Raw genomic sequence first — 23,512 nt, forward strand, 5'->3', positions numbered from 1 at the left:
ACCCACAATAAACACGCCTTTAAAACTTAGGCAACTATGTCCTCCACTTCAATAGCCACACATAAAATGAAACATTATTAATAAGACTGGTTAATGGTTTGTACATTTTTTACACCAACAATCATATTCCCCGCGTTGTTGTAAAGTATTTACTCTTGTCAACTAGCCGGGTATGTTGCGCCATCGTTTCCGCCGGCACGGCAAAATGTCCCTTACCTTACAGAGGGAATCGGCATTTGCCCGCCATCGAGTCCTGAACGCTTGGTTATCCAGCAACAGATACTATGAACAGAATTGAAATTGCCTTGGTGGTGGTCTGTATCATTCTCACCACCCTGCTGTTTTCCAAATCGGGTGATGTCATGCGACGCAGCAGAAGCCGTTATGAGGTGATCGCTGAAGAGCCGGTACACAGTTCTCGTATCAAACTACACTGACAAAAAACCCCGCCGTAGCGGGGTTGATGTTATGACTCTGCTTAGCGCGCCCAATCCGGTTTATTGAGGATATGGTCCTGCCAATCCACCACCTCACTCTCGCGCACGGCAATATGGCGTACGGTAATACGCTCACCGTGCATCGCTGCCTTTGAACCGCTGATCAGCGGGTGCCAAGGGTATAGAGGCTTGCCTTCGCCGATCAGACGATAGGCGCAGGTTGGCGGCAGCCAGTCGAAAGTCACCAGATTTTCCCGCGTCAGTTTGATGCAGTCTTCTTCCAGTTCGAAGCGTCGTTCATAGTTGCGACACTGGCAGGATTTAATATTCAGCTGGTTGCAGGCAACGTTGGTAAAGTAGATTTCGTCGGTATCTTCGTCGATCAGCTTATTCAGACAGCACTGCCCACAACCGTCGCACAGCGATTCCCACTCTTCTTCTGACATTTCCGCCAGCGTTTTGCTCCGCCAAAAAGGACGTTGTGACATGTTGAAATCCGGTATAACCCCTTAATACCTCAGCCAGCCCGGCATGCTTGCCCGAGCCGCACGATCGGCGATTAAGGATGAGTAAATGAATGTTAGCCTGCATACAGACTGCGAGGGGCACTATATAGACATTTTAGCCTGCAGATGCAAGCCTTGCCGCCGTTTTTACACGACGGCCGTAGGATCAGATCACGCGCGTGGTCAGCGTCTTGTCGTTCAGGGAGATTGTCAGCATATCGCCCGAGGCCATCGGCCCGACGCCCTGCGGCGTGCCGGTGAGAATGATATCGCCGGCGCGCAGCGTGAAGAAACGGCTCATGTAGGCGATCAGCGGCAGGATCGGTGTGATCATATCGCGCGTATTGCCCTGCTGGCGGATCTCGCCGTTAACATTCAGCGTCAGTTCAGCATTTTGCGCGTCGCCAAACTCGGCGACCGGAATAAAACCGGAGAGAGGGCAAGAGCCATCGAAGCCTTTGGCCTTTTCCCACGGCTGGCCGGCTTTCTTGAACCCCGCCTGCAAATCACGCAGCGTCAGATCCAGCGCCACGCCGTAGCCGGCGATCGCCCGCGCCACGCGATCCTCATTGGCCTGTTTCAGCGGCGTACCGATCAGCACCGCCAGTTCAACCTCGTGGTGCACCGCGCCAAGATCTTTCGGGATCGCCACCGGCTGGCGGATATCACACAATGCGGTTTCAGGTTTGATAAACAGCACCGGCTCGGCGGATTTGGCGCTGCCCATCTCCTTGATGTGATCGGCATAATTGCTGCCGACACACACCACTTTGCTTACCGGAAAATCCAGCAATGCCCCCTGCCAGTCTCGATGTTGATACATTCCGTTTCTCCCTACAAATCATGTAGGGGCTCAGCCCGCAGGCCAGGCCCGTTGTCGTTACAGTAGCGCCGTATCGCTGACGGCCCGCCGGTGCGGCTTATTGGCCAACGGCATCCGCCATCATACCCACGCTGATGGCAAAATAATATGAACGGTTCCAGTGCATGATGGTACGGAAATTATCATACACCAGGAACGCTCGCCCCTGCGCATCGTCCGGCGTAATGACCCAGCTGCGCAGCGTAGCATCCGGCAGCGCGGCGCCGTCAGGCTGCGTGACGCCCATTGCCGCCCACTGATTAACCGTGCGTCCGCGGGTTTTCAGCCCCAGATCGGCAGCGCTGAAGCCTGCCGGCAGTTTGACTTCACGCCCCCAGCTGCTGCCTGCCTGCCAACCTTCTGTCGACAGGTAATTGGCCGTCGAGGCAAAAACATCATCGACATTGTTCCAGATATCAATGCGTCCATCGCCATCGCCGTCAGCGCCATAGGTCAAGAATGAGCTGGGCATAAACTGGCTTTGCCCCATCGCACCCGCCCAGGAGCCTGTCAACTGTCCGGCCGTCACGTGTCCCTGCTCAATAATCTGCAACGCCGCCATCAGCTGCTTGCGGAAAAACGCCTCTCTGCGCCCTTCAAACGCCAGCGTCGCCAGCGCGGAAACCACGTCTTCCTTACCCTGAATCTTGCCGAAATGACTTTCCATCGCCCACAGCGCCACGATATAGCGTTCCGGCACGCCGTAACGCGCCGTCGCCCGTGCCAGCTGCGGCTGGTATTTACGCATCATCTCGCGCCCCTGCCGCGTTTTACTGGCCGACAGCACGCGCTGCAGATAAACGTCCAGGGTGATCTTCTTTTCCAGCTGATTGCGATCGGATTTAATCACCCTATCGACAAAATGGATATTGGCAAAAGCGCTGTCGACCGTTTTCCGGCTCAGTCCCTGCGCTAATGCCTGACTTTTAAGTTGTTCAACATAGGCGGGAAACTGCGCCGGATCGCGACCGGTAGCGGCCAGCGTATTCGCAGCCGGCGCTCCGGGACTGCCGGCCGCAGGCTTCAGCATCCCTCCCGACGCAGGCGGCATGGCGGTTGGCGCCGCTAGCGCCTGGTTCTTATGGCCGGCACAGCCGGCCAGTATCAAAGCCGTCAGTGTCAAAGCCGTGGTCGACAATCTCATCGCGGTGTCCTTTTCTGCAACTCAATTCCGCCCCGCTCAACATGCGGGGCAGACGACAATTATTTCCCGCCGCCCAAATGCTGGCTCAATAAATTCTCAACCGGCGGCGGCACCTGCAGATAAAACCCTTCTTCCTTCAGGGCCTCTCTCACCTTGTCAATATTCGCATTGGCTAATCTTTTCCGTTCATCAAGATTAAGCAACATAGCGAACTGCGGCGCGCCAAAACTTTTCAGCAAATCCTCCGGCACGCGCGAGAAGTCGTCTTTTTTTTCGACATAAAGATAAGTTTGATCGCGTTTTGAACTTCTATAGATCACACAAAGCATATTTTTAACTCTATTTAATTGGGGCAGTGTCTTGCCTGGATATAACTCTGACTATAACATGCTTCTAGTACATCGGAATATCGCACCCCGAGTGGAATTCCGGGGATTTAAAGTTGCTGAAACTGAGTCAGGATAGATGTCACAATCGCCAATTGAGCTAAAAGGCAGCAGTTTTACCCTATCGGTTGTTCATTTGCATAATTCGGAACCCGAGGTAATTCGCGAGGCGTTGCAAGAAAAAGTGGAACAAGCTCCCGCTTTTTTGAAAAACGCCCCTGTTGTTATCAACATTGCAGCGCTTAACGGCGACGCAAACTGGAAAGAACTCCAACAGGCGGTCGCAGCGGCAGGTCTGCGGGTGGTTGGCATCAGCGGTTGCAAAGATGAGCGGCAAAAACGGGCGGTTGCCCGTGCCGGTCTGCCGTTGCTGAGTGAAGGAAAAGGCCACAAAGTGGCCGCTGCCGAGGTGCCGGCTCCGGCTCCCGAGCCGGCAGCCGACAACGCTCCCGCCAAAACACGCGTCATCAGCACGCCTGTCCGTTCCGGCCAACAGATTTATGCCCGTAACTGCGATTTAATCGTAACCAGCAGCGTCAGCGCCGGTGCAGAAGTGATTGCCGACGGCAATATTCACATCTACGGCATGATGCGCGGTCGTGCGCTGGCTGGCGCATCCGGCGATGCCTCATGTCAGATTTTTTGCACGCATCTGGCCGCTGAGCTAGTCTCTATCGCAGGGCAGTACTGGTTGAGCGACCAGATCCCGTCCGACTCGTTCGGGCAGGCAGTACGACTCAGCCTGTTGGATAACGCTTTAACCATACAACCTTTAAATTGAGCCCTTTTGACAAGGAACCACTTCATGGCACGCATTATTGTTGTTACATCGGGTAAAGGGGGGGTTGGTAAAACCACCTCGAGCGCAGCCATCGCGACCGGTCTGGCCAAACAAGGCAAGAAAACCGTCGTTATCGACTTCGATATCGGTCTGCGTAACCTTGACTTGATTATGGGCTGTGAGCGTCGCGTGGTTTATGACTTCGTTAACGTAATTCAGGGTGATGCCACGCTGAACCAGGCGTTAATCAAAGACAAACGCACCGAAAACCTCTACATTCTGCCCGCATCTCAAACGCGCGATAAAGACGCGCTGACCCGCGAGGGCGTTGAGAAAGTGCTCAACGAACTTGGCAAGATGGACTTTGACTTCGTGGTGTGCGACTCACCAGCCGGTATTGAAACCGGTGCGCTGATGGCGCTGTACTTCGCGGATGAAGCCATCATCACCACCAACCCGGAAGTGTCTTCGGTACGCGACTCCGACCGTATTCTCGGCATTCTGTCCTCCAAATCGCGCCGCGCCGAACAAGGCAAGGACCCGATCAAGGAGCACCTGCTGCTGACCCGTTACAATCCGGGCCGCGTCAGCCGCGGCGACATGCTGAGCATGGAAGACGTGCTGGAAATTTTGCGCATTCCTCTGGTCGGGGTTATCCCGGAAGACCAGTCCGTACTGCGCGCATCCAACCAGGGTGAACCTGTGATTCTGGATCTCGAGTCCGATGCCGGCAAGGCATATGACGATACCGTTAACCGCTTGTTAGGAGAAGAACGCCCCTTCCGCTTCATTGAAGAAGAGAAGAAGGGCTTCCTGAAACGCCTTTTTGGGGGATAAACCATGGCTTTGTTAGACTTCTTTCTGTCCCGCAAAAAAAGTACAGCCACTGTAGCCAAGGAGCGGCTGCAAATTATCGTCGCAGAGCGTCGTCGGGGAGACAGTGAACCCCCGTACCTGCCCGATATGAAGCGTGACATCCTGGCGGTCATCTGCAAGTACATTCAGATTGACCCTGACATGCTGCACCTTCAGTTTGAGCAGAAAGGAGACGATATTTCGGTACTGGAACTCAACGTCACGTTACCGGAGTCAGAAGAAGCCGCTAAATGATCGCGACGCAATAAATATCCCCCTGTATTTTTTGCAGGGGGATACTGTATATGCGTCCAGACATTGAACGGGAAAACAGCAAAATATCTATTTTTACCGTTTGAGATTAATCCCAATTAATCTGGTGGTAATGTTATTTAAACTTAATACTGGCGCCAGTATTATCTGAAATTAAATCCATCCCACAATAAACGGAGCAGTTTCCTTTTCCCCTGCCCCGCATCCGCTTCTGTTCTATTAATAACCCTGTAGGATTGCCAATAACGGCTCGGCTAATAACTCCGCACGCCACCCGTTGATTAATTCCGGCTGGCAGTCGCTGTTTTTCAGTTTCCAATGCCAATTCAGCAGCTGATTAATTTGCCGGCGCGATGCCAGCAGTTCACTGCTTAAACCGCTTTGCTCACTGACGGTAACGATCGCCGCCTTGATATCCTTGAAGACCTTTTTGTAACCCGGGTGCTCTACCAGATTGGCCACCGGTGCCGGCAGCTCGGCTTCATCCAGCGCGTTAGCCTCAGCAACCAGCGCCAGCAGCGTTTTACCGTGGAACCGGATCTCCGGGCCACTCAGACCCAGTGCGTCCAACTCGCCCATTGAAGACGGCATATGGCGCGCCACCGCCCACAGGTTTTCTTCCCGCACCACAAAATTAACCGCCAGATCGCGTTGCCGCGCCTGCTGCAGTCGCCAGGCGGCCAGTTTTTGCAAACAGCCCAGCTGGCGCGGGCGCAGCTGCCAGGCATTATTGATTTCGCGGTAGGCCAGCTCCGGCGCCAGCGTTTCGCTACGGCGTTGGCACAGCAGCAGGCACTCATTGCTCGCCGCATCGGTCCAGCCGGCCAGCTCGACTTCCTGCACCAGTTGGCCGGCCATCGGCAACAGATAGAACACATCGGCCGCCGCATACTGACACTGACGCTCGGTCAGCGGCCGGGCCAGCCAGTCGGTACGCGATTCGCTTTTGTCCAATTCGACCTGCATATAGGCAGCAACCAGCGTGGCGAACCCGCACGACAGCGGCCGACCGGTGAATGCCGCCAGGATCTGGGTATCCACCAGCGGCGTCGGCAAGGTTTGGAAAGCGTTCAGGAATACTTCAAGATCTTCGCTGCCGGCATGCAGATATTTCACCACGGCCTTGTCGCTCAGCAGGTCAATAAACGGCTGCCACTGTGTAATCGGCAAAGGGTCAATCAGGGAGAGTTGTTCACCATCGTATAACTGGATAAGGCCAAGCTGCGGGTAATAGGTGCGCGTTCTGACAAATTCGGTATCAAGCGCGATTTGAGCATGTGTTCTGGCCTGTTCGCAGACCTGCTGCAATCCGGCATCGGTAGTGATCAACGTATAATTCAAAACTTCATTCTCTTATTTCATGAGCCAAACACAACAACGCCGGCATTCACCGGCGCTGTTGATAAGTAAGTGTGACCGGACAACATCAGGCGGCATCGGCCGCCTTGGCATTTGTCTGTTCGTCACGCAGTTCGCGTCGCAGAATTTTGCCGACGTTCGATTTCGGCAACTCGTCGCGGAACTCAACAATTTTAGGCACTTTATACCCGGTCAGGTGCCGACGGCAATGGGTCAGCAACTCGTCCTTGGTCAGCGAAGGATCCTTCTTCACTACGCAAATTTTCACGCTCTCGCCGGAGGCTTCGCTCGGCACGCCAATTGCCGCGCACTCCAGCACTTTAGCATGCTGACTGACGACATCCTCAATTTCATTCGGATAAACGTTAAAACCCGATACCAAAATCATATCTTTTTTACGATCGACGATGCGAATAAAGCCTTGTTCATCCACCGTGACGATATCGCCGGTCGCCAGCCAGCCGTCTTTCAGCACTTCATCCGTGGCGTCGGGACGTTGCCAATAGCCTAACATAACTTGCGGCCCTTTGACCCACAGTTCACCCGGTTCGCCCATGGCGACGTCTTCACCCTGCTCATCCACCAGGCGCACATCGGTCGACGGTACCGGTAACCCGATACTGCCGCTGTAATGCTGCAAATCATACGGGTTGCCGGCCACCAGCGGCGCGCACTCGGTCAGGCCATAGCCTTCCAGCAGGTGCTTCCCGGTGGTCTGCTCCCACTTATCCGCCACCGCCTTTTGCACCGCCATACCGCCCCCCACCGAAAAACGCAGCGTCGAGAAGTCCAGTTTGAGGAACTCCTCGTTATTCAGCAACGCATTGAACAGGGTATTGACGCCGCTCAGCGCGGTAAACGGGTATTTGGCCAGCTCTTTAACCAGGCCGGGGATATCGCGCGGGTTAGTGATCAACAGGTTACGGCCGCCAAGATCGATAAACAGCAGGCAGTTCACCGTCAGCGCAAAAATGTGATACAACGGCAGCGCGGTCACCACCAGCTCTTGTCCGGCACGGAACAGCGGCGCATAAGCCGCCTTGGCCTGTTCGAGATTGGCCTGCATATTGCGGTGGGTCAGCATCGCGCCTTTCGCCACCCCGGTGGTGCCGCCGGTGTACTGCAAAAAAGCCAAATCGCTGTTAATGATGTCCGGTTTTACATATTGCAGACGTCGGCCGCGCTGCAGCGCCGTACGGAAAGAGATGGCGTCCGGCAGATCGTACTTCGGCACCAGGCGTTTGACATACTTCACCACAAAGTTGACCAGCGTGCCTTTGGCCGCCGAGAGCTGATCCCCCATCCGCGTCAGGATCACATGCTTAACCTGGGTTTTGAAGACCACCTTTTCCAGCGTATGGGCAAAGTTGGAGACGATGACAATAGCGCTGGCGCCGCTGTCGTTGAGCTGATGCTCCAGTTCGCGCGGCGTATACAGCGGGTTCACGTTAACCACCACCATGCCGGCCCGCAGAATGCCGAACAGCGCAATCGGGTACTGCAGCAGGTTTGGCATCATCAAAGCGACACGGTCGCCTTTATTCAGCCCCAGCTCATTTTGCAAGTAGGCGGCGAATGCCCGGCTGCGCTCTTCCAACTTGCGGTAGGTCATCACCTCGCCCATATTGATAAATGCTGGTTGATCCGCATAACGCTGTACGGCATTTTCAAACATTTCAACCAAAGACGGATAGCGATCGGCGTCAATCTCTGCTGGCACATCTGCCGGATAACGTTTTAACCAGACCTTTTCCAAGGTATTACTCCCGAAATCATTTCTCATTATCATCGCAGCCCCTAAATGCGCAGCCAGGTTATAACAATATTTTAACTCAGCAGACCAGTTTAGGTTTTAAACAATTTGCAGGTTGCGATGCGTGTCACTAATTACCGGCGCTTCCCTACGCCAAAAGAAAAGGCGGCTCATAAGCCGCCTTCACAATCTATTGAATTTTCGCGTAACTTACTCGGTAACGATCGTTTGCACCTGTGCCGGGCCAGGGCTGTACCAGCCGTAACCCGGGCCCCAGTCAGGTCCCCACGGGCCGCCACGCCAACCCCAAGGGCCCATTGGCGCTGGAGGCATCATTACCTGCTGCGTCACCCGCCAGCGTTTAAAGCCGCTGACGTTCATCGTAACGAATTTATACGGCGTCGCACCGATTTTGCCAGGCTGCACGCCGGTTATCGAACCGACTACGGTGACCAGATGCCCCTTGAAGTCCGTCGGCTCAAGGAAACCGTTTACCGTCGCCAGCACTCGCCCGCGCGATGGTTCACCGAGAATCGGCCGCGCGCCATCGTCCAGCGGCACTGCGGCGATTTCCAGTACCGTCTTGCCCTGCTCGTTCGCCACATTCACCACTTTACCACCAAAGCGGGCCTCCGCACCGTTAAACAGGCTTGGCGCGTTTTGCACCGACGCCAGCTCGGTGACCGGCGTTGGGGATGAGCCTTTAATCGCATCAGGGACGGTGACGCAGCCGGACAGCATCAGAACGCCGCCGGCCAATGCCGGCAGCGTGAATCGTTGAATTACGGTACGGATTAACATGGTCGCAATCTCCTGAAATATCTGTCACTTCGACTGTTATTTTCGCCGCAAGTTGCAGAACGTTTCATCCCTGTCACGTATAAAGCGCACATAACGTGCAAAGGGCTATTCGCGCCCCGGTAACTTCTTCCAGGTGACTTCATTACGCAGATACGTCGGTTCAGCCTGTTCAACCGGGCAAGCCTGCCCCTGCTGCCAGGTATGCAGCGCCAGCGGCAGCATATCTTCCGCTCGCGGCAGCAATATCTGACCATCATGCAGAGTAATCGGCGCACCGGCAACCAGCTGCGGGTAGGTTTGCCAGCCGGTGCCTACCTGCGCCCAGTCGCCTTGCAGGCCCTGCGCGCGCGCCAGCGCCTGCTCGGGCGACAATACCGCCTCACCTTCGCTTTCCAGCCATTGCCCATCGGACTGACGCTCAAACTGGCCCCAGTAAACCTCGCCCATACGGGCGTCGATCGCCGCCAGCACGCGCTGCGCACCGGTCATACGCCAGGCGCCCTGCGCCATGGTCTGTAGGGTAGAAACGCCCAGCATCGGCAAATCGGCGCCTAACGCCAGTCCCTGTGCGATACCAATGCCGATACGCACGCCGGTGAAACTGCCGGGGCCACGCCCAAAGGCCAGCGCATCAAGCTCGGCGAGCGTCACGCCGGATTCGGCCAGGACCTGCTGCACCATCGGCAGGATACGCTGCGTGTGTTCACGCGGGCACAGTTCAAACAGGGCGTGGGTTTCGCCTTGATTCCAGAGGGCAACGGAACAGGCTTCCGTTGCGGTATCGATCGCTAAAATTCGCGTGGACATGCCAACCTCAGGCGGGAAATATCAGTATTTTTTACAGGGCGCGCATTGTAGCACAGCCCCGATTACCGGCATAGCCGCAGCCACACGGGCGCGGCTCCCCGGTTATTCCTGCTGCAAAAAGGCGATCGCCTTGCTCAGATCGCGCGTGCGCGGCGTAGGCGGCAGGCTATTGAGAAAGACTTCGCCATAGGGACGCATCACCAGCCGGTTGTCGCAAATGACCAGCACGCCGCGGTCATCCGTATCGCGGATCAGGCGGCCGACACCCTGCTTGAGGGTAATCACCGCATCCGGCAGCTGTACCTCATTAAACGGATCGCCGCCGCGCAGGCGGCAATCTTCAATGCGCGCCTTGAGCAACGGATCGTCCGGCGAGGTAAACGGCAGTTTATCGATAATCACGCACGACAGCGCATCGCCGCGCACGTCCACCCCTTCCCAGAAACTGCTGGTCGCCACCAGCAGCGCGTTGCCCGCTTCGACAAACTGCGCCAACAGCTGCCCCTTACTGGTTTCCCCCTGCACCAGTACCGGCAACGTCATCGACGCGCGAAACTCTTCGGCCAACTCACGCATCATCTGGTGCGAGGTGCACAGGAAGAAACAGCGCCCCTGGTTGGCCTCAATCATCGGACGCAGCATCCGCGCCAACTGGCGCGCTCCACCCGGCTGATTCGGCGACGGCAGAAAACGTGGCACACACAACAGCGCCTGGTTGGCATAGTCAAACGGGCTGGGTAACAGCAGCGTCTTCGCCTTGTTCAGCCCCAGCCGTTCGGTAAAGTGCCCCATCTGTTCATTCACCGACAACGTCGCCGAGGTGAAAATCCAGCTGCCCGGTTTATCATCCAGCAGCTCACGGAAACGTTCCGCCACCGTCAGCGGCGTCAGCGCCAGCACGAAATTGCGCGCATTACACTCATACCAGTAGCTAAAGCCGGGTTCATTGACCGATTTCAGGCGTTTAAGGCGGGTGCGATACTGGCTTGCGCGCTCAAACGCGGCATCCAGCAGCGCCGAGCGCCCGAGCGACAGTTTCATCACGTCGTAACACAACTCCAGCGCATCATCGAGCAACAGCAAAGCACGCTGTACATTGGGCTGGTTCACCACGTCGCGCAGGTTGCCGCGAAAGCCCGGCTCCCCCAGCGCCAGCCGAAAATCCTGCGTACTCATGCTTAAGCGATCGGCGCTCTTTTGCAACTGAGCCGCGTCGCGCACCTCGGTGCGGTAAGCGATGGTGATATCTTTCGCCAGATCCATCAGCTGACGGCTGGTCAACTGTTTGCCAAAATACTGGCTGGCGATATCCGGGATCTGATGCGCTTCATCGAAAATCATCACATCCGCCTCGGGGATCAGCTCGGCAAAACCGCTTTCCTTCACCACCATATCCGCCAAAAACAGGTGATGGTTAACTACCACCACGTCAGCGTCCATCGCCTTACGGCGGGCTTTGACCACGAAGCAGTCCTGATATTGCGGACAATCGCTGCCCAGGCAGTTGTCATTGGTGCTGGTAACCAGCGGCCAGACGAAGCTGTCTTCAGCCACGTCGCTGCAACTGCTGATGTCGCCTTCCACGGTCTGCGACGACCAGCCGCGCAGCTGCACCAGATCGATCAGCGTCTGCCCCGCCAGTTCGCCGCCGGCCAGCGACTGCTGCTCCAAACGCTCCAGGCACAGGTAATTGGAGCGCCCTTTCAGCAACGCCAGTTTACCCTTGAATTGCAACGCTTTGGCGATAGTCGGCAGATCGCGCGCGTACAGCTGATCCTGCAACGCCTTGGAACCGGTAGAGATAATCACTTTTTTATTCGAACGCAGCGCCGGCGCCAGATAGGCAAACGTTTTACCGGTTCCGGTTCCCGCTTCCACCACCAGTTCCTGTTTAAAATTGATGGCCTCGGCGACCGCTTCGGCCATCAGCCGCTGCGCTTCGCGCGGTTTAAACCCTGTAATTGCCTGCGCCAATGCGCCGTCTGTTGCGAAATCGTCTGCCACGCTGCCTCACCGCCGAAAAAATTCAGCTGTGATTATATACACATTCCGCAGCGCCGTGCAGATGGCAGCAACGGACGCTATGCTGTGCTACCCTAAGCGAGCCAACAATATGGAGATAACTGAATGAATATCGAACGCATTGATCCTGAACAGCGCTGGTCGGAAGCCGTGGTGCATAACGAAACCATCTATTACACCAGCGTGCCGGAAAATCTGGATGAGGACGCGACGGCGCAGACCGCAAACGCCCTGGCAGCGATTGACGTCCTGTTGGCGCGCGTAGGCTCAGACAAAAGCCGCGTCATGGACGCCACCGTGTTTCTCGCCGACGCGGCGGATTTTGCCGCCATGAACGCCGCCTGGGACGCCTGGGTGGTGCCCGGTAGCGCACCGGTGCGCTGCACCGTGCAGGCGAAGCTGATGAATCCGAAATACAAGGTTGAAATCAAAATCATCGCCGCCCAATAATTGTCATGCCGCGGACCTTACAGACCGCGGCATAATGGCCATGGCGCTGCCGCGGCGCCGTTATGCCAGCTTAATCAGCACCATTCCCGTCAACAACAGCGTAACGCCCAACCAGCCTTTGCCATTGAGACGCTGACCGAACAGGATCCAGCCGGCGGCCACGGTGGCGACAATACCAAAACCGCCCCACAGCGCATACGCAACCGACAGGTCTATCCCCTTAACCGCCTGCGCCAGCGCACTAAAGGCGGCCAGTACCGACAGCAGCGACAGCAACCCCAGCCACACCCTGCGGAAACCGTCTGACATTTTCAGAAAAATGTTGGCGACAATCTCCAGCGCCGTAGCCAGCACCAGAAAACCGATATGAACCCACTCAAGCTGTTGCATGCTGCGCACCTCGCTCATCGTCAGACTTCGGCGTCTTACGGGTGCCGGACTTCACCAACATAATGCCCGCAATCAACGTCGCCAGACCCAATACCTTCAGCAGGGAAATCGGTTCATCGAACCACAGCACGCTGAACAGAGTAATAAACAAAATGCCGATGCCTTCCCACAGCGCATAGGCCACACCCAGGGCGACACGCTTGACCGCAACGGACAGCAAAATATATGACGTGGTAATCATCACATACATCACCATATGCCCCAGCATGCCCCCACTGACGCTGGCATATTTCATCGACAAGGTGCCGATAATTTCAGTAACGATAGCCAAACCTAAAAACAGCCAATAAATCATGATTTCTCTCCCAAACGGCGAATAACGCACGCAAAGGTATATTTATCCCGATTTATCTCGTCCGAGCGGCATTTCACCGCATCGGGACGTAGAGATCCCTGGGGATAAACTGACCCAAATGTTGTAAAAACAGAGTGTCCGGTTATGCGGAGATAAAGCTTGAAAAACGCAGCCTTATCGCAACCGGTTAAGGGAGAAAGGTGCTATAGCTCACTGCACCAGTGGTGTTCACTGGCAAGGATGGCAGACAGGAAAAGCTGACAGGTTGAGGTTCTAAGGGGGTTTTTATTTGTAGTCATCATAGTTATCTCGCTATCTTCAGCCGTACATATCACAAAACCCGTACGATTTGCTCAATATCCTCATTATGGAAAAGTTTAACGGAGATAGTTGTACCATAGGCTTTAAAATAAAGCAAACCGCCATTTTGATAAACAAGTGACAAAAAATAAGTTAAAAATAAGAAAGTTATATAAATAGAAAACTAAAAAAGGCTCAATCAATGATTGAGCCTCTGAGTAGCATGCCTTGTACAAGGATGCGGCAAACTCAGGCGCGACAAGGCTTAGCCACGCGCACCATCCACCGCTTCACGCGCCAGTTTGGTAATACGCGCATAGTCGCCCTGCTCCAACGCATCGCCAGGAACCAGCCAGGAACCGCCGATGCACAGCACGCTTTTCAGCGCCAGATAATCACGATAGTTACCCGGCGAGATCCCGCCGGTAGGGCAGAAGCGCACCTGCGGGAACGGACCGGCGATCGCCTGCAGCGCTTTCACACCGCCGTTGGCTTCCGCCGGGAAGAACTTGAACTCACGCAGGCCGTAATCCATCCCCAGCATCAGTTCAGACACGGTGCTGATACCCGGAATCAACGGAATGCTGCCGGCTGTCGCCGCCTGCAGCAGATCGGCCGTCAGCCCCGGGCTGATAGCAAACTGTGCGCCTGCCTCGGTCACCGCCTGCAGCTGCTGCGGGTTGATCACCGTACCGGCGCCGATAATCGCCTCAGGCACTTCATTGGCAATAGCTCGGATAGCATCCAGCCCGCACTCGGTACGCAGCGTCACTTCCAACACGCGCACGCCGCCGGCGACCAATGCCTTCGCCAACGGCACCGCATGTTCCAGCTTGTTAATCACAATAACCGGCACAACCGGGCCCGCGGTCAGAATCTGCTGCGCGCTGGTTTTCCAGTGATTCATCGTCATTTTCTCCACATTGAGGTTGGTGTATGGCACGCCCCTGCCACAGGGCCTTCAGATCATGGTCTGAAAAGTCCGGCCGTACCCTCAGCCTGATCGACAGGCAAAAAAAAGCCGGCAGACTCGCTGCCGGCGTAACAACTTATTCGAACTCGTTCCAGGAACGGCCGTCGCGGGTGATCATCGCCACCGATGCCACCGGTCCCCAGGTACCCGCCTGATAAGGCTTAGGCGCGTCATTGTCGGCTTTCCATGCGTCCATGATGGAATCGACCCACTTCCAGGCCTCTTCCACCTCATCTCGGCGGACAAACAGCGCCTGAATACCGCGCATGCTTTCCAGCAGCAGACGCTCGTAGGCGTCGGCTACGTGCTCCTGGTTGAAGGTTTCCGAGAAACTCAGATCCAGCTTAGTGGTTTGCAGATGGTGCTTATGGTCAAGGCCCGGCACTTTATTCAGTACCTGGATCTCAATCCCTTCATCCGGCTGCAGGCGGATGGTCAGCTTGTTCTGCGGCAGCTGCTGATATGAGTCGCTGAACAGGTTAAGCGGCGGGTTCTTGAAGTACACCACCACTTCGGAGCATTTAGCCGGCAGACGTTTGCCGGTACGCAGATAGAACGGCACGCCGGCCCACTGCCAGTTATCGATATCCACGCGGATGGAGACAAAAGTCTCCGTATTGCTGCTCTTGTTGGCGCCCTCTTCCTCCAGATAACCCGGAACCTTACGCCCCTGCACGAAGCCGGAGGTGTACTGGCCGCGCACCGTCGTTTCACGCACGTTGCGCTGATCGATACGGCGCAGAGAACGCAGCACTTTCACCTTCTCGTCGCGAATACGGTCGGTGGTCAGATCCGCCGGCGGCGACATGGCGATCATGGTCAGTACCTGCAGCAAGTGGTTCTGAATCATATCGCGCATCTGACCGGCCTGATCGAAGTAACCCCAGCGCCCTTCAATGCCCACTTCTTCCGCAACGGTGATCTGCACCGAGTCAATGGTGCGGTTATCCCAGTTGGAGGCGAACAGCGAGTTGGCGAAACGCAGCGCCAGCAGGTTCAACACCGTTTCCTTGCCCAGATAGTGGTCAATACGGTACACCTGACTTTCATTGAAGAACTCGGCAACCTGATCGTTGATCAGGCGTGAAGAGGCCAGATCGGTGCCCAGCGGTTTCTCCATCACTACGCGCGCCGGCTCTTTGTTCAATTTGGCCTGGCCTAGCCCTTTGCAGATCGCGCCGAAGGTGCTTGGCGGCATCGCAAAGTAGTTGATGGTGGTACGGTTTTCCTGATCCAACATTTTGCCCAGTTTGGCAAAATTTTTGCTGTCGTTGACATCAAGATTACAGAAATCTAATCGCGCGCTGAGCGTAGCCCACAGTTCGTCATCCAGCTTTTCCTTCATAAAGGTTTCAAGCGCTTCTTTGACGATCTTGGTATAAGCGTCTTTATCCCACTCTGCACGGCCCACCCCGATAATGCGGGTGTCCGGGTGGATATGACCGGCTTTTTCTAATTGGTACAGGGAAGGCAGCAGCTTACGGCGCGCCAAATCCCCCTTCGCGCCGAAAATAACCAGGTCGCACGCCTGGGCTGTAGAGGTTACCGCCATGTTCATCTCCTCGTTGCAGGATATTTGTAATTTTCTTACATTACTAATGTACTCTCTTTACCTACGGCCAGTAAACCCGGATTAAAAGCAGAAAAACGCCAGAAACTTTGCGGCTATACGTTGAAAGTCTGCCGATACCGCCAACGTTAGCCAAAATTGTAATTTTCTGTCTTTTTTGTCGCTCTTTTACCATTATGAAAGTTAGACACAGCTCATATTCTGGTGAAAAATCCCAGCAAACGCTCTGTCGAGACTGCCAACGGTTACCAGCACGTAGTATATTTTCACTAAACCGGCATTGATTTCTCCTTTGATTGAAATCGATATACCCAATTGATTTCTCGTTGCATCCTGGCGCAGGCCGGCCACTCGCGCCGCCCCGTACATATCAGGCGCGTTTTTTACGCACCGGCAACCGGAAATATGCAGGGTAAAAAACCATGAGTGACACCCGTTATATGAATACGCTGGAAAAAATTCAGAGCCATTTAGAACAGCTGAGCAAATCCGAAAGAAAAGTCGCCGAAGTGATCCTCGCATCGCCGCAGACGGCGATCCATTCCAGCATCGCCACGCTGGCGCGTATGGCCGACGTCAGCGAGCCAACGGTAAACCGCTTTTGCCGCCGTCTTGATACCAAAGGTTTTCCCGATTTTAAACTGCATCTGGCGCAGAGCCTGGCTAACGGTACGCCTTACGTCAATCGCAACGTCGAGGAAGACGACAGCGTCGAGGCTTACACCAGTAAAATTTTTGAATCGGTGATGGCCAGCCTGGATACAGTAAAGGCAAATTTAGATATTGCCGCAATAAATCGTGCGGTAGACCTGCTGACCCAGGCGAAAAAAATCTCCTTCTTCGGCCTCGGCGCCTCTGCGGCGGTAGCCCATGACGCCATGAACAAGTTCTTCCGCTTCAATATCCCGGTCGCCTACTTCGACGACATTGTGATGCAGCGTATGAGCTGCATGAACTCCGGCGAAGGCGACGTGGTAGTGCTGATTTCACACACCGGCCGCACCAAGAATCTGGTGGAAATGGCGCGTCTGGCGCGCGACAACGATGCCGCGGTGATCGCCGTCACCTCGCATGATTCGCCACTGGCGCGTGAAGCGACGCTGGCGCTGCTGCTCGACGTGCCGGAAGATACCGACGTCTACATGCCGATGGTATCGCGCATCGCGCAGCTTACGCTGATTGACGTATTGGCGACCGGTTTTACCCTGCGCCGCGGGGATAAATTCAGAGATAACTTGAAGCGGGTCAAGGAAGCGTTGAAAGAATCGCGCTTTGATAAAGACGTAGAGATCCCCAACAGTTTCGAGTCATAATCGAAATGGCCCTCTTTCGCCGCCGGACAGCCTCTGCGAGGCGATTTGATCGGCGGCACTATAGGTTGTACCGTGTAACACGTTCCTGCGGATAACCCGGGTGTGACGCCAGCGTAATGAAACGTGGCTATGGTAACGTTTCACGCTGGTTCGCGTTATCCGATGCTTATCGCAACACTTTTTTTATTTGCTTCACCAGTCAACGGAGTAATACATGTCCAGACGGCTCAGAAGAACCAAAATCGTTACTACACTGGGTCCGGCTACCGACCGCGACAATAATCTGGAAAAGATCATTGCTGCCGGCGCCAACGTAGTCCGGCTTAATTTTTCCCATGGCAATGCGGAAGACCACCAGGCTCGAGCGGATAAAGTGCGTGAAATCGCCGCGAAGCTGGGTCGGCACGTTGCTATCCTCGGCGATCTTCAGGGGCCAAAAATTCGTGTATCCACCTTCAAGGAAGGCAAGGTCTTCCTGAACGTTGGTGATAAATTCCTGCTCGATGCCGAAATGGCGAAAGGCGAAGGCGATAAAGAAAAAGTCGGCATCGACTATAAAGGCCTGCCTGCCGATGTGGTGCCGGGCGATGTGCTGCTGCTCGACGACGGACGCGTACAGCTGAAAGTGCTGGAAGTCAAAGGCATGAAGGTGTTTACCGAAGTGACCGTCGGCGGCCCGCTGTCCAACAACAAAGGCATTAACAAACTGGGCGGCGGTTTGTCTGCCGCGGCGTTGACCGAAAAAGACAAGGCCGACATCATCACCGCCGCCAAAATTGACGTTGATTACCTGGCGGTCTCCTTCCCGCGTACCGGTGAAGACCTGCACTACGCACGCCGTCTGGCGCGTGATGCGGGCTGTAATGCCAAAATCGTTGCCAAGGTTGAACGTGCGGAAGCCGTCTGCGATGAAGAAGCGATGGACGATATCATCCTGGCGTCCGACGTGGTGATGGTGGCACGCGGTGACTTGGGAGTGGAAATCGGCGATCCGGAACTGGTAGGCATTCAGAAAACGCTGATCCGCCGCGCCCGTACGCTGAACCGTGCGGTCATCACCGCTACCCAGATGATGGAGTCGATGATTACCAACCCGATGCCAACCCGTGCGGAAGTGATGGACGTGGCAAACGCCGTGCTGGACGGCACCGATGCCGTAATGCTGTCGGCGGAAACCGCTGCCGGCCAATACCCGGCGGAAACCGTTGCCGCCATGGCGCGCGTGTGTCTCGGTGCGGAGAAGATCCCTAGCATCAATGTTTCCAAACACCGTCTGGACGTGCAGTTTGACAACATCGAAGAAGCAATCGCCATGTCTTCGATGTACGCCGCCAACCACCTGAAAGGGGTCACGGCAATTATCGCCATGACCGAATCCGGCCGCACCGCGCTGATGATGTCCCGCATCAGCTCTGGCCTGCCGATTTTCGCCATGTCACGCCATGAGCACACATTAAACCTGGCTGCTTTGTACCGTGGCGTCACGCCGGTCTATTTCGACAGCCACACCGACGGCGTTGCCGCCGCCAATGACGCCATCAACCGTCTGCGCGACAAAGGCTACCTGCTGTCCGGCGATTTAGTGCTGGTCACGCAGGGCGACGTGATGGGCACCGTCGGCACCACTAATACCAGCCGTATCCTGCGAATCGAGTAATCTTATACTCAATTGACCGGCCTGCCCTGAGCAGGCCGGTGTTCTTTTACCAATGATGGAACCCTTCAACGTTGTCCTAACCATAAGGAAAGTACGGCGTGCTGCATCAACATACCCCGCATCTTGATACAAATCGCTCCGTAAATTTAGAACTGGACGGTCAACAGCTCGACCAGCTTGATGCCGCCATGCTGGCAGGATCGGGGCTGCGTAAAATAAGCCTCTATAACAACCAACTGAAAGTATTTCCGCCGGAGATCGTCAACCACAGCCAACTGCAAGTGCTGAACATATCCGTGAATCAGTTAACTGCTGTGCCGGATGAAATTGTTCAACTGCGGCAATTGGAAATGCTCGATCTGGGACACAACCAACTTAGCGTGATCCCTGACGAAATCGGTCAGCTCGACAAGCTGAAATACCTTTACCTCAGCGACAATCAACTCAGCGATTTGCCGGTATCCTTGTCCGGGCTAACAGCGCTACGCTATCTGAACGTTACTGACAACCGCCTGACCACCCTGCAGGATTCCCTTTGTCAGCTCACGTCGTTGCAAGAGCTCAGGCTTTACCATAATCAGCTCGTTCATCTGCCTGAATCCATCCATCGGCTGTCACTGCTGCGGGAATTACATCTGATGCACAATCAGTTAACGTCATTGCCGGCCAGCTTTGGTGAGTTAGGCACGCTCAACATATTGGATGTCTCCAACAACGTCATTACCCACCTGCCGGATACGTTCTGTCAGCTTTCCCAACTGTGTGAGCTTAATTTGCGCTTTAATCAGCTCACTCACCTGCCTGAAAACATAGGACAGCTGAGCAAGTTGCAAACTCTGGATCTGCGCGCTAATCGGCTCACGACGTTACCGGCCAGTCTGGCCGAGATGAAAAGTTTGCGCCGGCTTGATTTACGCTGGAATGATTTCACCCGCTATCCTGCGGTTCTCGATCTGCTGATCGAACGAGGGTGTATGGTGCACGCGTAAATAACAAAAGGCGCCATTTGGGCGCCTTTTTACATTATTTCACCTACGCATCAGCGGTATAAATCATCGCGCGAATAGGGTTCAATCTCCCCTTCCTTACGCGTCTTCAACAGTTTGAGGATCCAGGTGTACTGCTCAGGGTTCGGCCCCACCAGGTTCTCCACCTCTTCATTCATCCGCCGGGCAATGCGGTTGTCGTCAGCCTGAGCCAGATCGTCCATCGGTTCGCGGATATAGATATCCAACATGCTGGTTTTACCGTCATACACCGGGAATAATGGCACGATCGCCGCGCGGCACACTTTCATCAGGCGTCCGACCGCCGGCAGCGTTGCCTTATAGGTAGCGAAGAAGTCGACAAACTCGCTGTGCTCTGCACCATGGTCCTGATCCGGCAGATAATAGCCCCAGTACCCTTGGCGAACTGAACTGATAAAGGGTTTAATGCCGTCGTTACGTGCATGCATGCGGCCGCCAAATTTGCGTCTTACCGCATTCCACAGATAGTCCACCAGTTGGTTACGCTGGTTATGGAACATCGCCGCCATCGGCTGACCACGCGCCGCCATCAGCATCGCCGGCACGTCCACCGCCCAGCCATGCGGTACCAGGAAAATAACGTTGCGCCCTTCTGCGCGGACCTTATCCAGCACCTCTTCACCGTGCCAGCGCACGCGCTTCAGTACCCGCTGCGGGTTAGTACAAGCCAGCTCCGCCATCAGCACCATCGACTGCGGCGCGGTGGCGAACATTTCATCAATGATATGCTCGCGATCGCTTTCCGGCACGTCCGGCAGGCAATACAACAGATTAATACGGGCGCGACGACGGGCGCCTTTTGCCACCCGACCGGCCAACCGGCCCAAGCCGCCCAGCAGCGGATCACGCATCCGCGCAGGTATCAGCGAGACGCCGGCCATCAGCCCCGTCCCCAGCCAGACGCCCCAGTAGCGCGGATGGAAGAAGGCTTTTTGAAACTGCGGGATAAATTCTACGTTCGACTTTTTTTCGTTTTGCATGCACCAACTCTTAACTTAGCGATTCGGCTATTATCCCAGACATTACGCGCTGCACGGCGATTTTCCCACTCGCACGCGATTCAAAGGCTATTGGGTATAATAATTGCAGATGATGAATTTGCAATTCGCCACGGCGAAACGCCAAATAAGGAAAAGGCCCGATCGCGGATCGGGCCAATGAATAAATTTTAACGGCGGACTCAGTCCAGCTGCAACTGCGGCACCACTTCCTTCACCTGCGCCAGGTATTCACGGCGATCTTTACCGCTCAGGCCTTCAGAACGCGGCAGTTTGGCCGTCAGCGGATTCACCGCCTGCTTGCCAACCCAGAACTCATAGTGCAGGTGCGGCCCGGTAGAGCGCCCGGTATTGCCGGAAAGCGCAATGCGATCGCCGCGTTTTACTTTCTGACCTGGCTTCACCAGCAGTTTCTTCAGGTGCATATAGCGCGTGGTGTATTGGCGGCCGTGACGAATAGCCACATAGTTGCCCGCCGCGCCGCTGCGCTTGGCGATAACCACTTCTCCATCACCCACAGCCAATACCGGCGTCCCGACCGGCATCGCAAAGTCGACGCCTTTATGGGGCGCAATACGACCGGTGACCGGGTTAACACGGCGCGGGTTGAAGTTGGAGGAGATACGGAACTGCTTCATGGTCGGGAAACGCATAAAGCCGCGCGCCAGGCCGGAACCCTGACGATCGTAGAATTTGCCGTCCTCGGCGCGAATTGCATAGTAGTTTTTACCGCCGGTACGCATACGCACGCCCAGCAGTTGGCTTTGCTCACGCTTGCCTTCAAAGTGCTCACGCGACATCAGCACCGCAAACTGGTCGCCTTTGCGCAGCTTACGGAAGTCCAGCTGCCACTGCAGCGCCTTGGTCACCGCGCTGATTTCAGCACGGCTCAACCCGGCGGAGGAAGCGCTGGCGACAAAGCTGCCGTTCAACCGGCCGCTGATAACCTTGTTGCTCCACACGCCCTCTTGGGTTTCTTCGCTGGATTTGAAATTGTTGCCTACGCGCTCATAGGTGCGGGTCTCGCGGCGGGATACTTCCCAGGTCAGCGTTTGCAGATCGCCGGCCTCGTTCACCGTCCAGGAGAGCTGCTGGCCGATTTTTAAATTACGCAGGTCGCGGTTTTGCGACGCCAGCAGCGCGACATCCGACATGTCGATGCCGTACTGTGTCAAAATGCTGCTCAGGGTATCGCCGGTAGATACAACATATTCATGCACCCCTTCCTCGCCGGCGACCTTTTGGTCCAGCTCATCCTGCGGGATTTCATCATCTGGGGTAGGTTGATCGATATCGATAGGTTCGCTGGCCTCAGGCAACAGCGAATGTAGCTGGCTGGATTCTAGTTCGACGTTCTTAACGATGGGGTTATGGTCTGGGTGATAAACAAAAGGCCGCCAAACAGCAACGGCCAATGTGACGACTGTCAGCGACCCCAGCATGACGCGATGGGGCCGAGGCAGGTTGTTATACGCCAGAGCGATAGTTCGGACTATCTGCTGCACTCTTGGATATCCTCATAAGCTTTACTTCAGGCAGCTCACGTATTGGTTCGACAGCGCTGTCAGGAAGTTCCCGTAGCTGTCCTTCCCCAATGCGATGCCGCTACCCAACGGGTCCAGCGTTCCAGAACGCACCTTGGTACCCTTGGCAACGGCAGTGATTACGGCCGGCCTGAATTGTGGCTCAGCAAAAACGCATACTGCTTTCTGCTCAACCAACTGTGTTCGAATTTGGTGTAAGCGCTGTGCTCCAGGCTGAATCTCAGGGTTAACGGTAAAATGGCCCAGTGGACTCAAGCCGTAGTGTTTTTCAAAATAACCGTAAGCGTCATGAAAAACAAAATATCCCTTGCCTTGCACAGGCGTAAGCATCTTACCAACATTTTTGTCAGTTTGCGTCAGCAGATTCTCGAACTGACGCAGGTTCGCGTCTAGTTTGTCTTTATTTTGCGGCATAAGTTCCAACAATCTGTCATGAATCGCGATCGCAGTCACTTTTGCCATCTCCGGAGACAGCCAGAGGTGCATATTGTATTCGCCGTGATGGTGACCGTGTTCGTGCTCATCGTCATGCCCTTCATGATGATGTTCGCCCCCTTCGGCATCCTTCAGCAGCAGCGGTTTTATCGCCGGCAGCGCGGCCACGGACAGCTGCTTTTGCGCATCAATCGGCTGCAGCGGCTTGCTGAGGAACGCCTCTAGCTCCGGGCCGACCCACACCACCAAGTCAGCCGAGCGCAGACGGCGCAGATCGGAGGGACGCAGCGCGAAGTCATGGGGCGATGCGCCGTTCGGCAGCAGAACTTCGGTTTCCGTCACGCCATCGGCGATGGCGGAGGCAATAAACCCTAGCGGACGAACCGATGTCACCACCGCCGCCGTCGCACTACCGGCCATCATCAGCGCGCTTGCCAACAGCGCACGCTGCAGCCATTTTTTTTTCTGTATCATCGTGTGTTATCCCGTCGTGTTTGTCAGCGAAGCGTGATA

At 55.4% G+C, this 23,512-nt stretch carries 24 protein-coding genes; 8 read left to right on the forward strand and 16 right to left on the reverse strand.

All coding sequences use genetic code 11. The features are described from left to right. Positions 1 to 284 precede the first annotated feature (284 nt). Positions 285 to 437, forward strand: coding sequence for a hypothetical protein (locus TAN611_RS13050; RefSeq protein WP_203066546.1), 153 nt, complete (start codon positions 285 to 287; stop codon positions 435 to 437). A 41-nt stretch (positions 438 to 478) separates the two neighbouring features. Here the strand turns inward: TAN611_RS13050 and TAN611_RS13055 are convergent, their stop codons facing one another. The 4 genes from TAN611_RS13055 to TAN611_RS13070 all read right to left on the reverse strand — a co-directional run bounded on the left by TAN611_RS13055 (position 479) and on the right by TAN611_RS13070 (position 3,278). Next, entirely contained in the window at positions 479 to 925 is a 447-nt protein-coding gene (locus TAN611_RS13055) for a YcgN family cysteine cluster protein (RefSeq protein ID WP_203066547.1), read from the reverse strand. Between the two features lie 184 nt (positions 926 to 1,109). Next, complete coding sequence (locus tag TAN611_RS13060; protein ID WP_105231381.1) at positions 1,110 to 1,766, reverse strand: fumarylacetoacetate hydrolase family protein; 657 nt, start codon at positions 1,764 to 1,766, stop codon at positions 1,110 to 1,112. 97 nt (positions 1,767 to 1,863) lie between these two features. Then, the gene (locus TAN611_RS13065) at positions 1,864 to 2,949 is read right to left on the reverse strand and encodes a lytic transglycosylase domain-containing protein (protein WP_203066548.1); all 1,086 of its coding nucleotides are present in this window, start codon (positions 2,947 to 2,949) and stop codon (positions 1,864 to 1,866) included. Positions 2,950 to 3,008: 59 nt separating this feature from the next. After that, positions 3,009 to 3,278, reverse strand: coding sequence for a YcgL domain-containing protein (locus tag TAN611_RS13070; protein ID WP_105231383.1), 270 nt, complete (start codon positions 3,276 to 3,278; stop codon positions 3,009 to 3,011). 136 nt (positions 3,279 to 3,414) lie between these two features. Between TAN611_RS13070 and minC the strand changes: the two genes are divergently transcribed. The 3 genes from minC to minE are packed head-to-tail and all read left to right on the forward strand — an operon-like array spanning position 3,415 to position 5,226. Continuing rightward, positions 3,415 to 4,116: a septum site-determining protein MinC gene (minC, locus tag TAN611_RS13075; protein WP_105231384.1), complete on the forward strand. Its 702-nt coding sequence runs from the start codon at positions 3,415 to 3,417 to the stop codon at positions 4,114 to 4,116. 24 nt (positions 4,117 to 4,140) lie between these two features. Further along, positions 4,141 to 4,953, forward strand: a complete 813-nt coding sequence (gene minD / locus TAN611_RS13080; RefSeq protein WP_105231385.1) for a septum site-determining protein MinD — start codon at positions 4,141 to 4,143, stop codon at positions 4,951 to 4,953. A 3-nt stretch (positions 4,954 to 4,956) separates the two neighbouring features. Further along, a complete protein-coding gene (gene minE / locus TAN611_RS13085; RefSeq protein WP_105231386.1) occupies positions 4,957 to 5,226 on the forward strand; it encodes a cell division topological specificity factor MinE in 270 nt (89 codons plus the stop codon). Positions 5,227 to 5,463: 237 nt separating this feature from the next. On the opposite strand, the gene rnd is transcribed toward minE, so the two are convergent. The 5 genes from rnd to TAN611_RS13110 form a co-directional block, all read right to left on the reverse strand. Continuing rightward, entirely contained in the window at positions 5,464 to 6,585 is a 1,122-nt protein-coding gene (gene rnd, locus TAN611_RS13090; protein WP_203066549.1) for a ribonuclease D, read from the reverse strand. An 85-nt stretch (positions 6,586 to 6,670) separates the two neighbouring features. Beyond that, on the reverse strand, positions 6,671 to 8,359 hold the full coding sequence (gene fadD / locus TAN611_RS13095) for a long-chain-fatty-acid--CoA ligase FadD (protein ID WP_105231388.1): 1,689 nt from the start codon (positions 8,357 to 8,359) through the stop codon (positions 6,671 to 6,673). A 207-nt stretch (positions 8,360 to 8,566) separates the two neighbouring features. Further along, positions 8,567 to 9,157 (reverse strand): Slp family lipoprotein, encoded by a 591-nt coding sequence (locus TAN611_RS13100; RefSeq protein WP_105231389.1) that lies wholly within the window; start codon positions 9,155 to 9,157, stop codon positions 8,567 to 8,569. Positions 9,158 to 9,262: 105 nt separating this feature from the next. Next, positions 9,263 to 9,964 (reverse strand): tRNA (adenosine(37)-N6)-threonylcarbamoyltransferase complex dimerization subunit type 1 TsaB, encoded by a 702-nt coding sequence (tsaB, locus tag TAN611_RS13105; protein ID WP_203066550.1) that lies wholly within the window; start codon positions 9,962 to 9,964, stop codon positions 9,263 to 9,265. A 102-nt stretch (positions 9,965 to 10,066) separates the two neighbouring features. Continuing rightward, positions 10,067 to 11,968 carry an ATP-dependent DNA helicase gene (locus TAN611_RS13110; RefSeq protein ID WP_111736969.1) on the reverse strand — a complete coding sequence of 634 codons (1,902 nt, stop codon included), beginning with the start codon at positions 11,966 to 11,968 and terminating at the stop codon, positions 10,067 to 10,069. 123 nt (positions 11,969 to 12,091) lie between these two features. Here TAN611_RS13110 and TAN611_RS13115 point away from each other — a divergent pair, with 123 nt between their 5' ends. Further along, complete coding sequence (locus TAN611_RS13115) at positions 12,092 to 12,436, forward strand: RidA family protein (protein WP_105231392.1); 345 nt, start codon at positions 12,092 to 12,094, stop codon at positions 12,434 to 12,436. 60 nt (positions 12,437 to 12,496) lie between these two features. Here TAN611_RS13115 and mdtI read toward each other — a convergent pair whose 3' ends face one another. The 4 genes from mdtI to zwf all read right to left on the reverse strand — a co-directional run bounded on the left by mdtI (position 12,497) and on the right by zwf (position 16,006). After that, positions 12,497 to 12,826 carry a multidrug/spermidine efflux SMR transporter subunit MdtI gene (mdtI, locus tag TAN611_RS13120; RefSeq protein WP_105233382.1) on the reverse strand — a complete coding sequence of 110 codons (330 nt, stop codon included), beginning with the start codon at positions 12,824 to 12,826 and terminating at the stop codon, positions 12,497 to 12,499. After that, entirely contained in the window at positions 12,813 to 13,181 is a 369-nt protein-coding gene (gene mdtJ, locus TAN611_RS13125; RefSeq protein WP_105231393.1) for a multidrug/spermidine efflux SMR transporter subunit MdtJ, read from the reverse strand. Before mdtJ ends, mdtI begins: the two co-directional genes overlap by 14 nt. A gap of 565 nt (positions 13,182 to 13,746) precedes the next feature. After that, a complete protein-coding gene (locus TAN611_RS13130) occupies positions 13,747 to 14,388 on the reverse strand; it encodes a bifunctional 4-hydroxy-2-oxoglutarate aldolase/2-dehydro-3-deoxy-phosphogluconate aldolase (protein WP_105231394.1) in 642 nt (213 codons plus the stop codon). Between the two features lie 142 nt (positions 14,389 to 14,530). Further along, positions 14,531 to 16,006, reverse strand: coding sequence for a glucose-6-phosphate dehydrogenase (gene zwf / locus TAN611_RS13135; RefSeq protein WP_111736968.1), 1,476 nt, complete (start codon positions 16,004 to 16,006; stop codon positions 14,531 to 14,533). Between the two features lie 458 nt (positions 16,007 to 16,464). On the opposite strand from zwf, the gene TAN611_RS13140 reads away from it, so the two are divergent. From TAN611_RS13140 to TAN611_RS13150, 3 genes are all read left to right on the forward strand, one after another. After that, positions 16,465 to 17,337 (forward strand): MurR/RpiR family transcriptional regulator, encoded by an 873-nt coding sequence (locus TAN611_RS13140; protein WP_054304816.1) that lies wholly within the window; start codon positions 16,465 to 16,467, stop codon positions 17,335 to 17,337. Positions 17,338 to 17,551: 214 nt separating this feature from the next. After that, positions 17,552 to 18,994 carry a pyruvate kinase gene (pyk, locus tag TAN611_RS13145; protein ID WP_105231396.1) on the forward strand — a complete coding sequence of 481 codons (1,443 nt, stop codon included), beginning with the start codon at positions 17,552 to 17,554 and terminating at the stop codon, positions 18,992 to 18,994. A gap of 98 nt (positions 18,995 to 19,092) precedes the next feature. Next, entirely contained in the window at positions 19,093 to 19,983 is an 891-nt protein-coding gene (locus tag TAN611_RS13150; RefSeq protein ID WP_238404469.1) for a leucine-rich repeat domain-containing protein, read from the forward strand. A 50-nt stretch (positions 19,984 to 20,033) separates the two neighbouring features. Here TAN611_RS13150 and lpxM read toward each other — a convergent pair whose 3' ends face one another. The 3 genes from lpxM to znuA all read right to left on the reverse strand — a co-directional run bounded on the left by lpxM (position 20,034) and on the right by znuA (position 23,473). Beyond that, on the reverse strand, positions 20,034 to 21,002 hold the full coding sequence (lpxM, locus tag TAN611_RS13155) for a lauroyl-Kdo(2)-lipid IV(A) myristoyltransferase (protein WP_203066551.1): 969 nt from the start codon (positions 21,000 to 21,002) through the stop codon (positions 20,034 to 20,036). A gap of 200 nt (positions 21,003 to 21,202) precedes the next feature. Continuing rightward, on the reverse strand, positions 21,203 to 22,525 hold the full coding sequence (mepM, locus tag TAN611_RS13160; protein ID WP_105231398.1) for a murein DD-endopeptidase MepM: 1,323 nt from the start codon (positions 22,523 to 22,525) through the stop codon (positions 21,203 to 21,205). A 21-nt stretch (positions 22,526 to 22,546) separates the two neighbouring features. Then, positions 22,547 to 23,473, reverse strand: coding sequence for a zinc ABC transporter substrate-binding protein ZnuA (gene znuA, locus TAN611_RS13165; protein WP_105231399.1), 927 nt, complete (start codon positions 23,471 to 23,473; stop codon positions 22,547 to 22,549). Positions 23,474 to 23,512 lie beyond the last annotated feature (39 nt).

The sequence above is a fragment of the Serratia sp. Tan611 genome, from assembly GCF_905188235.1.
Lineage (GTDB): Bacteria > Pseudomonadota > Gammaproteobacteria > Enterobacterales > Enterobacteriaceae > Serratia_B > Serratia_B rhizosphaerae.

Coding starts and splice junctions, on each gene's coding strand:
- mdtJ (WP_105231393.1), bottom strand. CDS start 13,181: ATGATTTATTGGCTGTTTTTAGGTTTGGCTATCGTTACTGAAATTATC.
- tsaB (WP_203066550.1), bottom strand. CDS start 9,964: ATGTCCACGCGAATTTTAGCGATCGATACCGCAACGGAAGCCTGTTCC.
- TAN611_RS13050 (WP_203066546.1), top strand. CDS start 285: ATGAACAGAATTGAAATTGCCTTGGTGGTGGTCTGTATCATTCTCACC.
- TAN611_RS13060 (WP_105231381.1), bottom strand. CDS start 1,766: ATGTATCAACATCGAGACTGGCAGGGGGCATTGCTGGATTTTCCGGTA.
- TAN611_RS13070 (WP_105231383.1), bottom strand. CDS start 3,278: ATGCTTTGTGTGATCTATAGAAGTTCAAAACGCGATCAAACTTATCTT.
- lpxM (WP_203066551.1), bottom strand. CDS start 21,002: ATGCAAAACGAAAAAAAGTCGAACGTAGAATTTATCCCGCAGTTTCAA.
- mdtI (WP_105233382.1), bottom strand. CDS start 12,826: ATGCAACAGCTTGAGTGGGTTCATATCGGTTTTCTGGTGCTGGCTACG.
- TAN611_RS13055 (WP_203066547.1), bottom strand. CDS start 925: ATGTCACAACGTCCTTTTTGGCGGAGCAAAACGCTGGCGGAAATGTCA.
- znuA (WP_105231399.1), bottom strand. CDS start 23,473: ATGATACAGAAAAAAAAATGGCTGCAGCGTGCGCTGTTGGCAAGCGCG.
- minC (WP_105231384.1), top strand. CDS start 3,415: ATGTCACAATCGCCAATTGAGCTAAAAGGCAGCAGTTTTACCCTATCG.
- minD (WP_105231385.1), top strand. CDS start 4,141: ATGGCACGCATTATTGTTGTTACATCGGGTAAAGGGGGGGTTGGTAAA.
- pyk (WP_105231396.1), top strand. CDS start 17,552: ATGTCCAGACGGCTCAGAAGAACCAAAATCGTTACTACACTGGGTCCG.
- TAN611_RS13065 (WP_203066548.1), bottom strand. CDS start 2,949: ATGAGATTGTCGACCACGGCTTTGACACTGACGGCTTTGATACTGGCC.
- TAN611_RS13140 (WP_054304816.1), top strand. CDS start 16,465: ATGAATACGCTGGAAAAAATTCAGAGCCATTTAGAACAGCTGAGCAAA.
- TAN611_RS13115 (WP_105231392.1), top strand. CDS start 12,092: ATGAATATCGAACGCATTGATCCTGAACAGCGCTGGTCGGAAGCCGTG.
- TAN611_RS13100 (WP_105231389.1), bottom strand. CDS start 9,157: ATGTTAATCCGTACCGTAATTCAACGATTCACGCTGCCGGCATTGGCC.
- minE (WP_105231386.1), top strand. CDS start 4,957: ATGGCTTTGTTAGACTTCTTTCTGTCCCGCAAAAAAAGTACAGCCACT.
- zwf (WP_111736968.1), bottom strand. CDS start 16,006: ATGGCGGTAACCTCTACAGCCCAGGCGTGCGACCTGGTTATTTTCGGC.
- TAN611_RS13130 (WP_105231394.1), bottom strand. CDS start 14,388: ATGAATCACTGGAAAACCAGCGCGCAGCAGATTCTGACCGCGGGCCCG.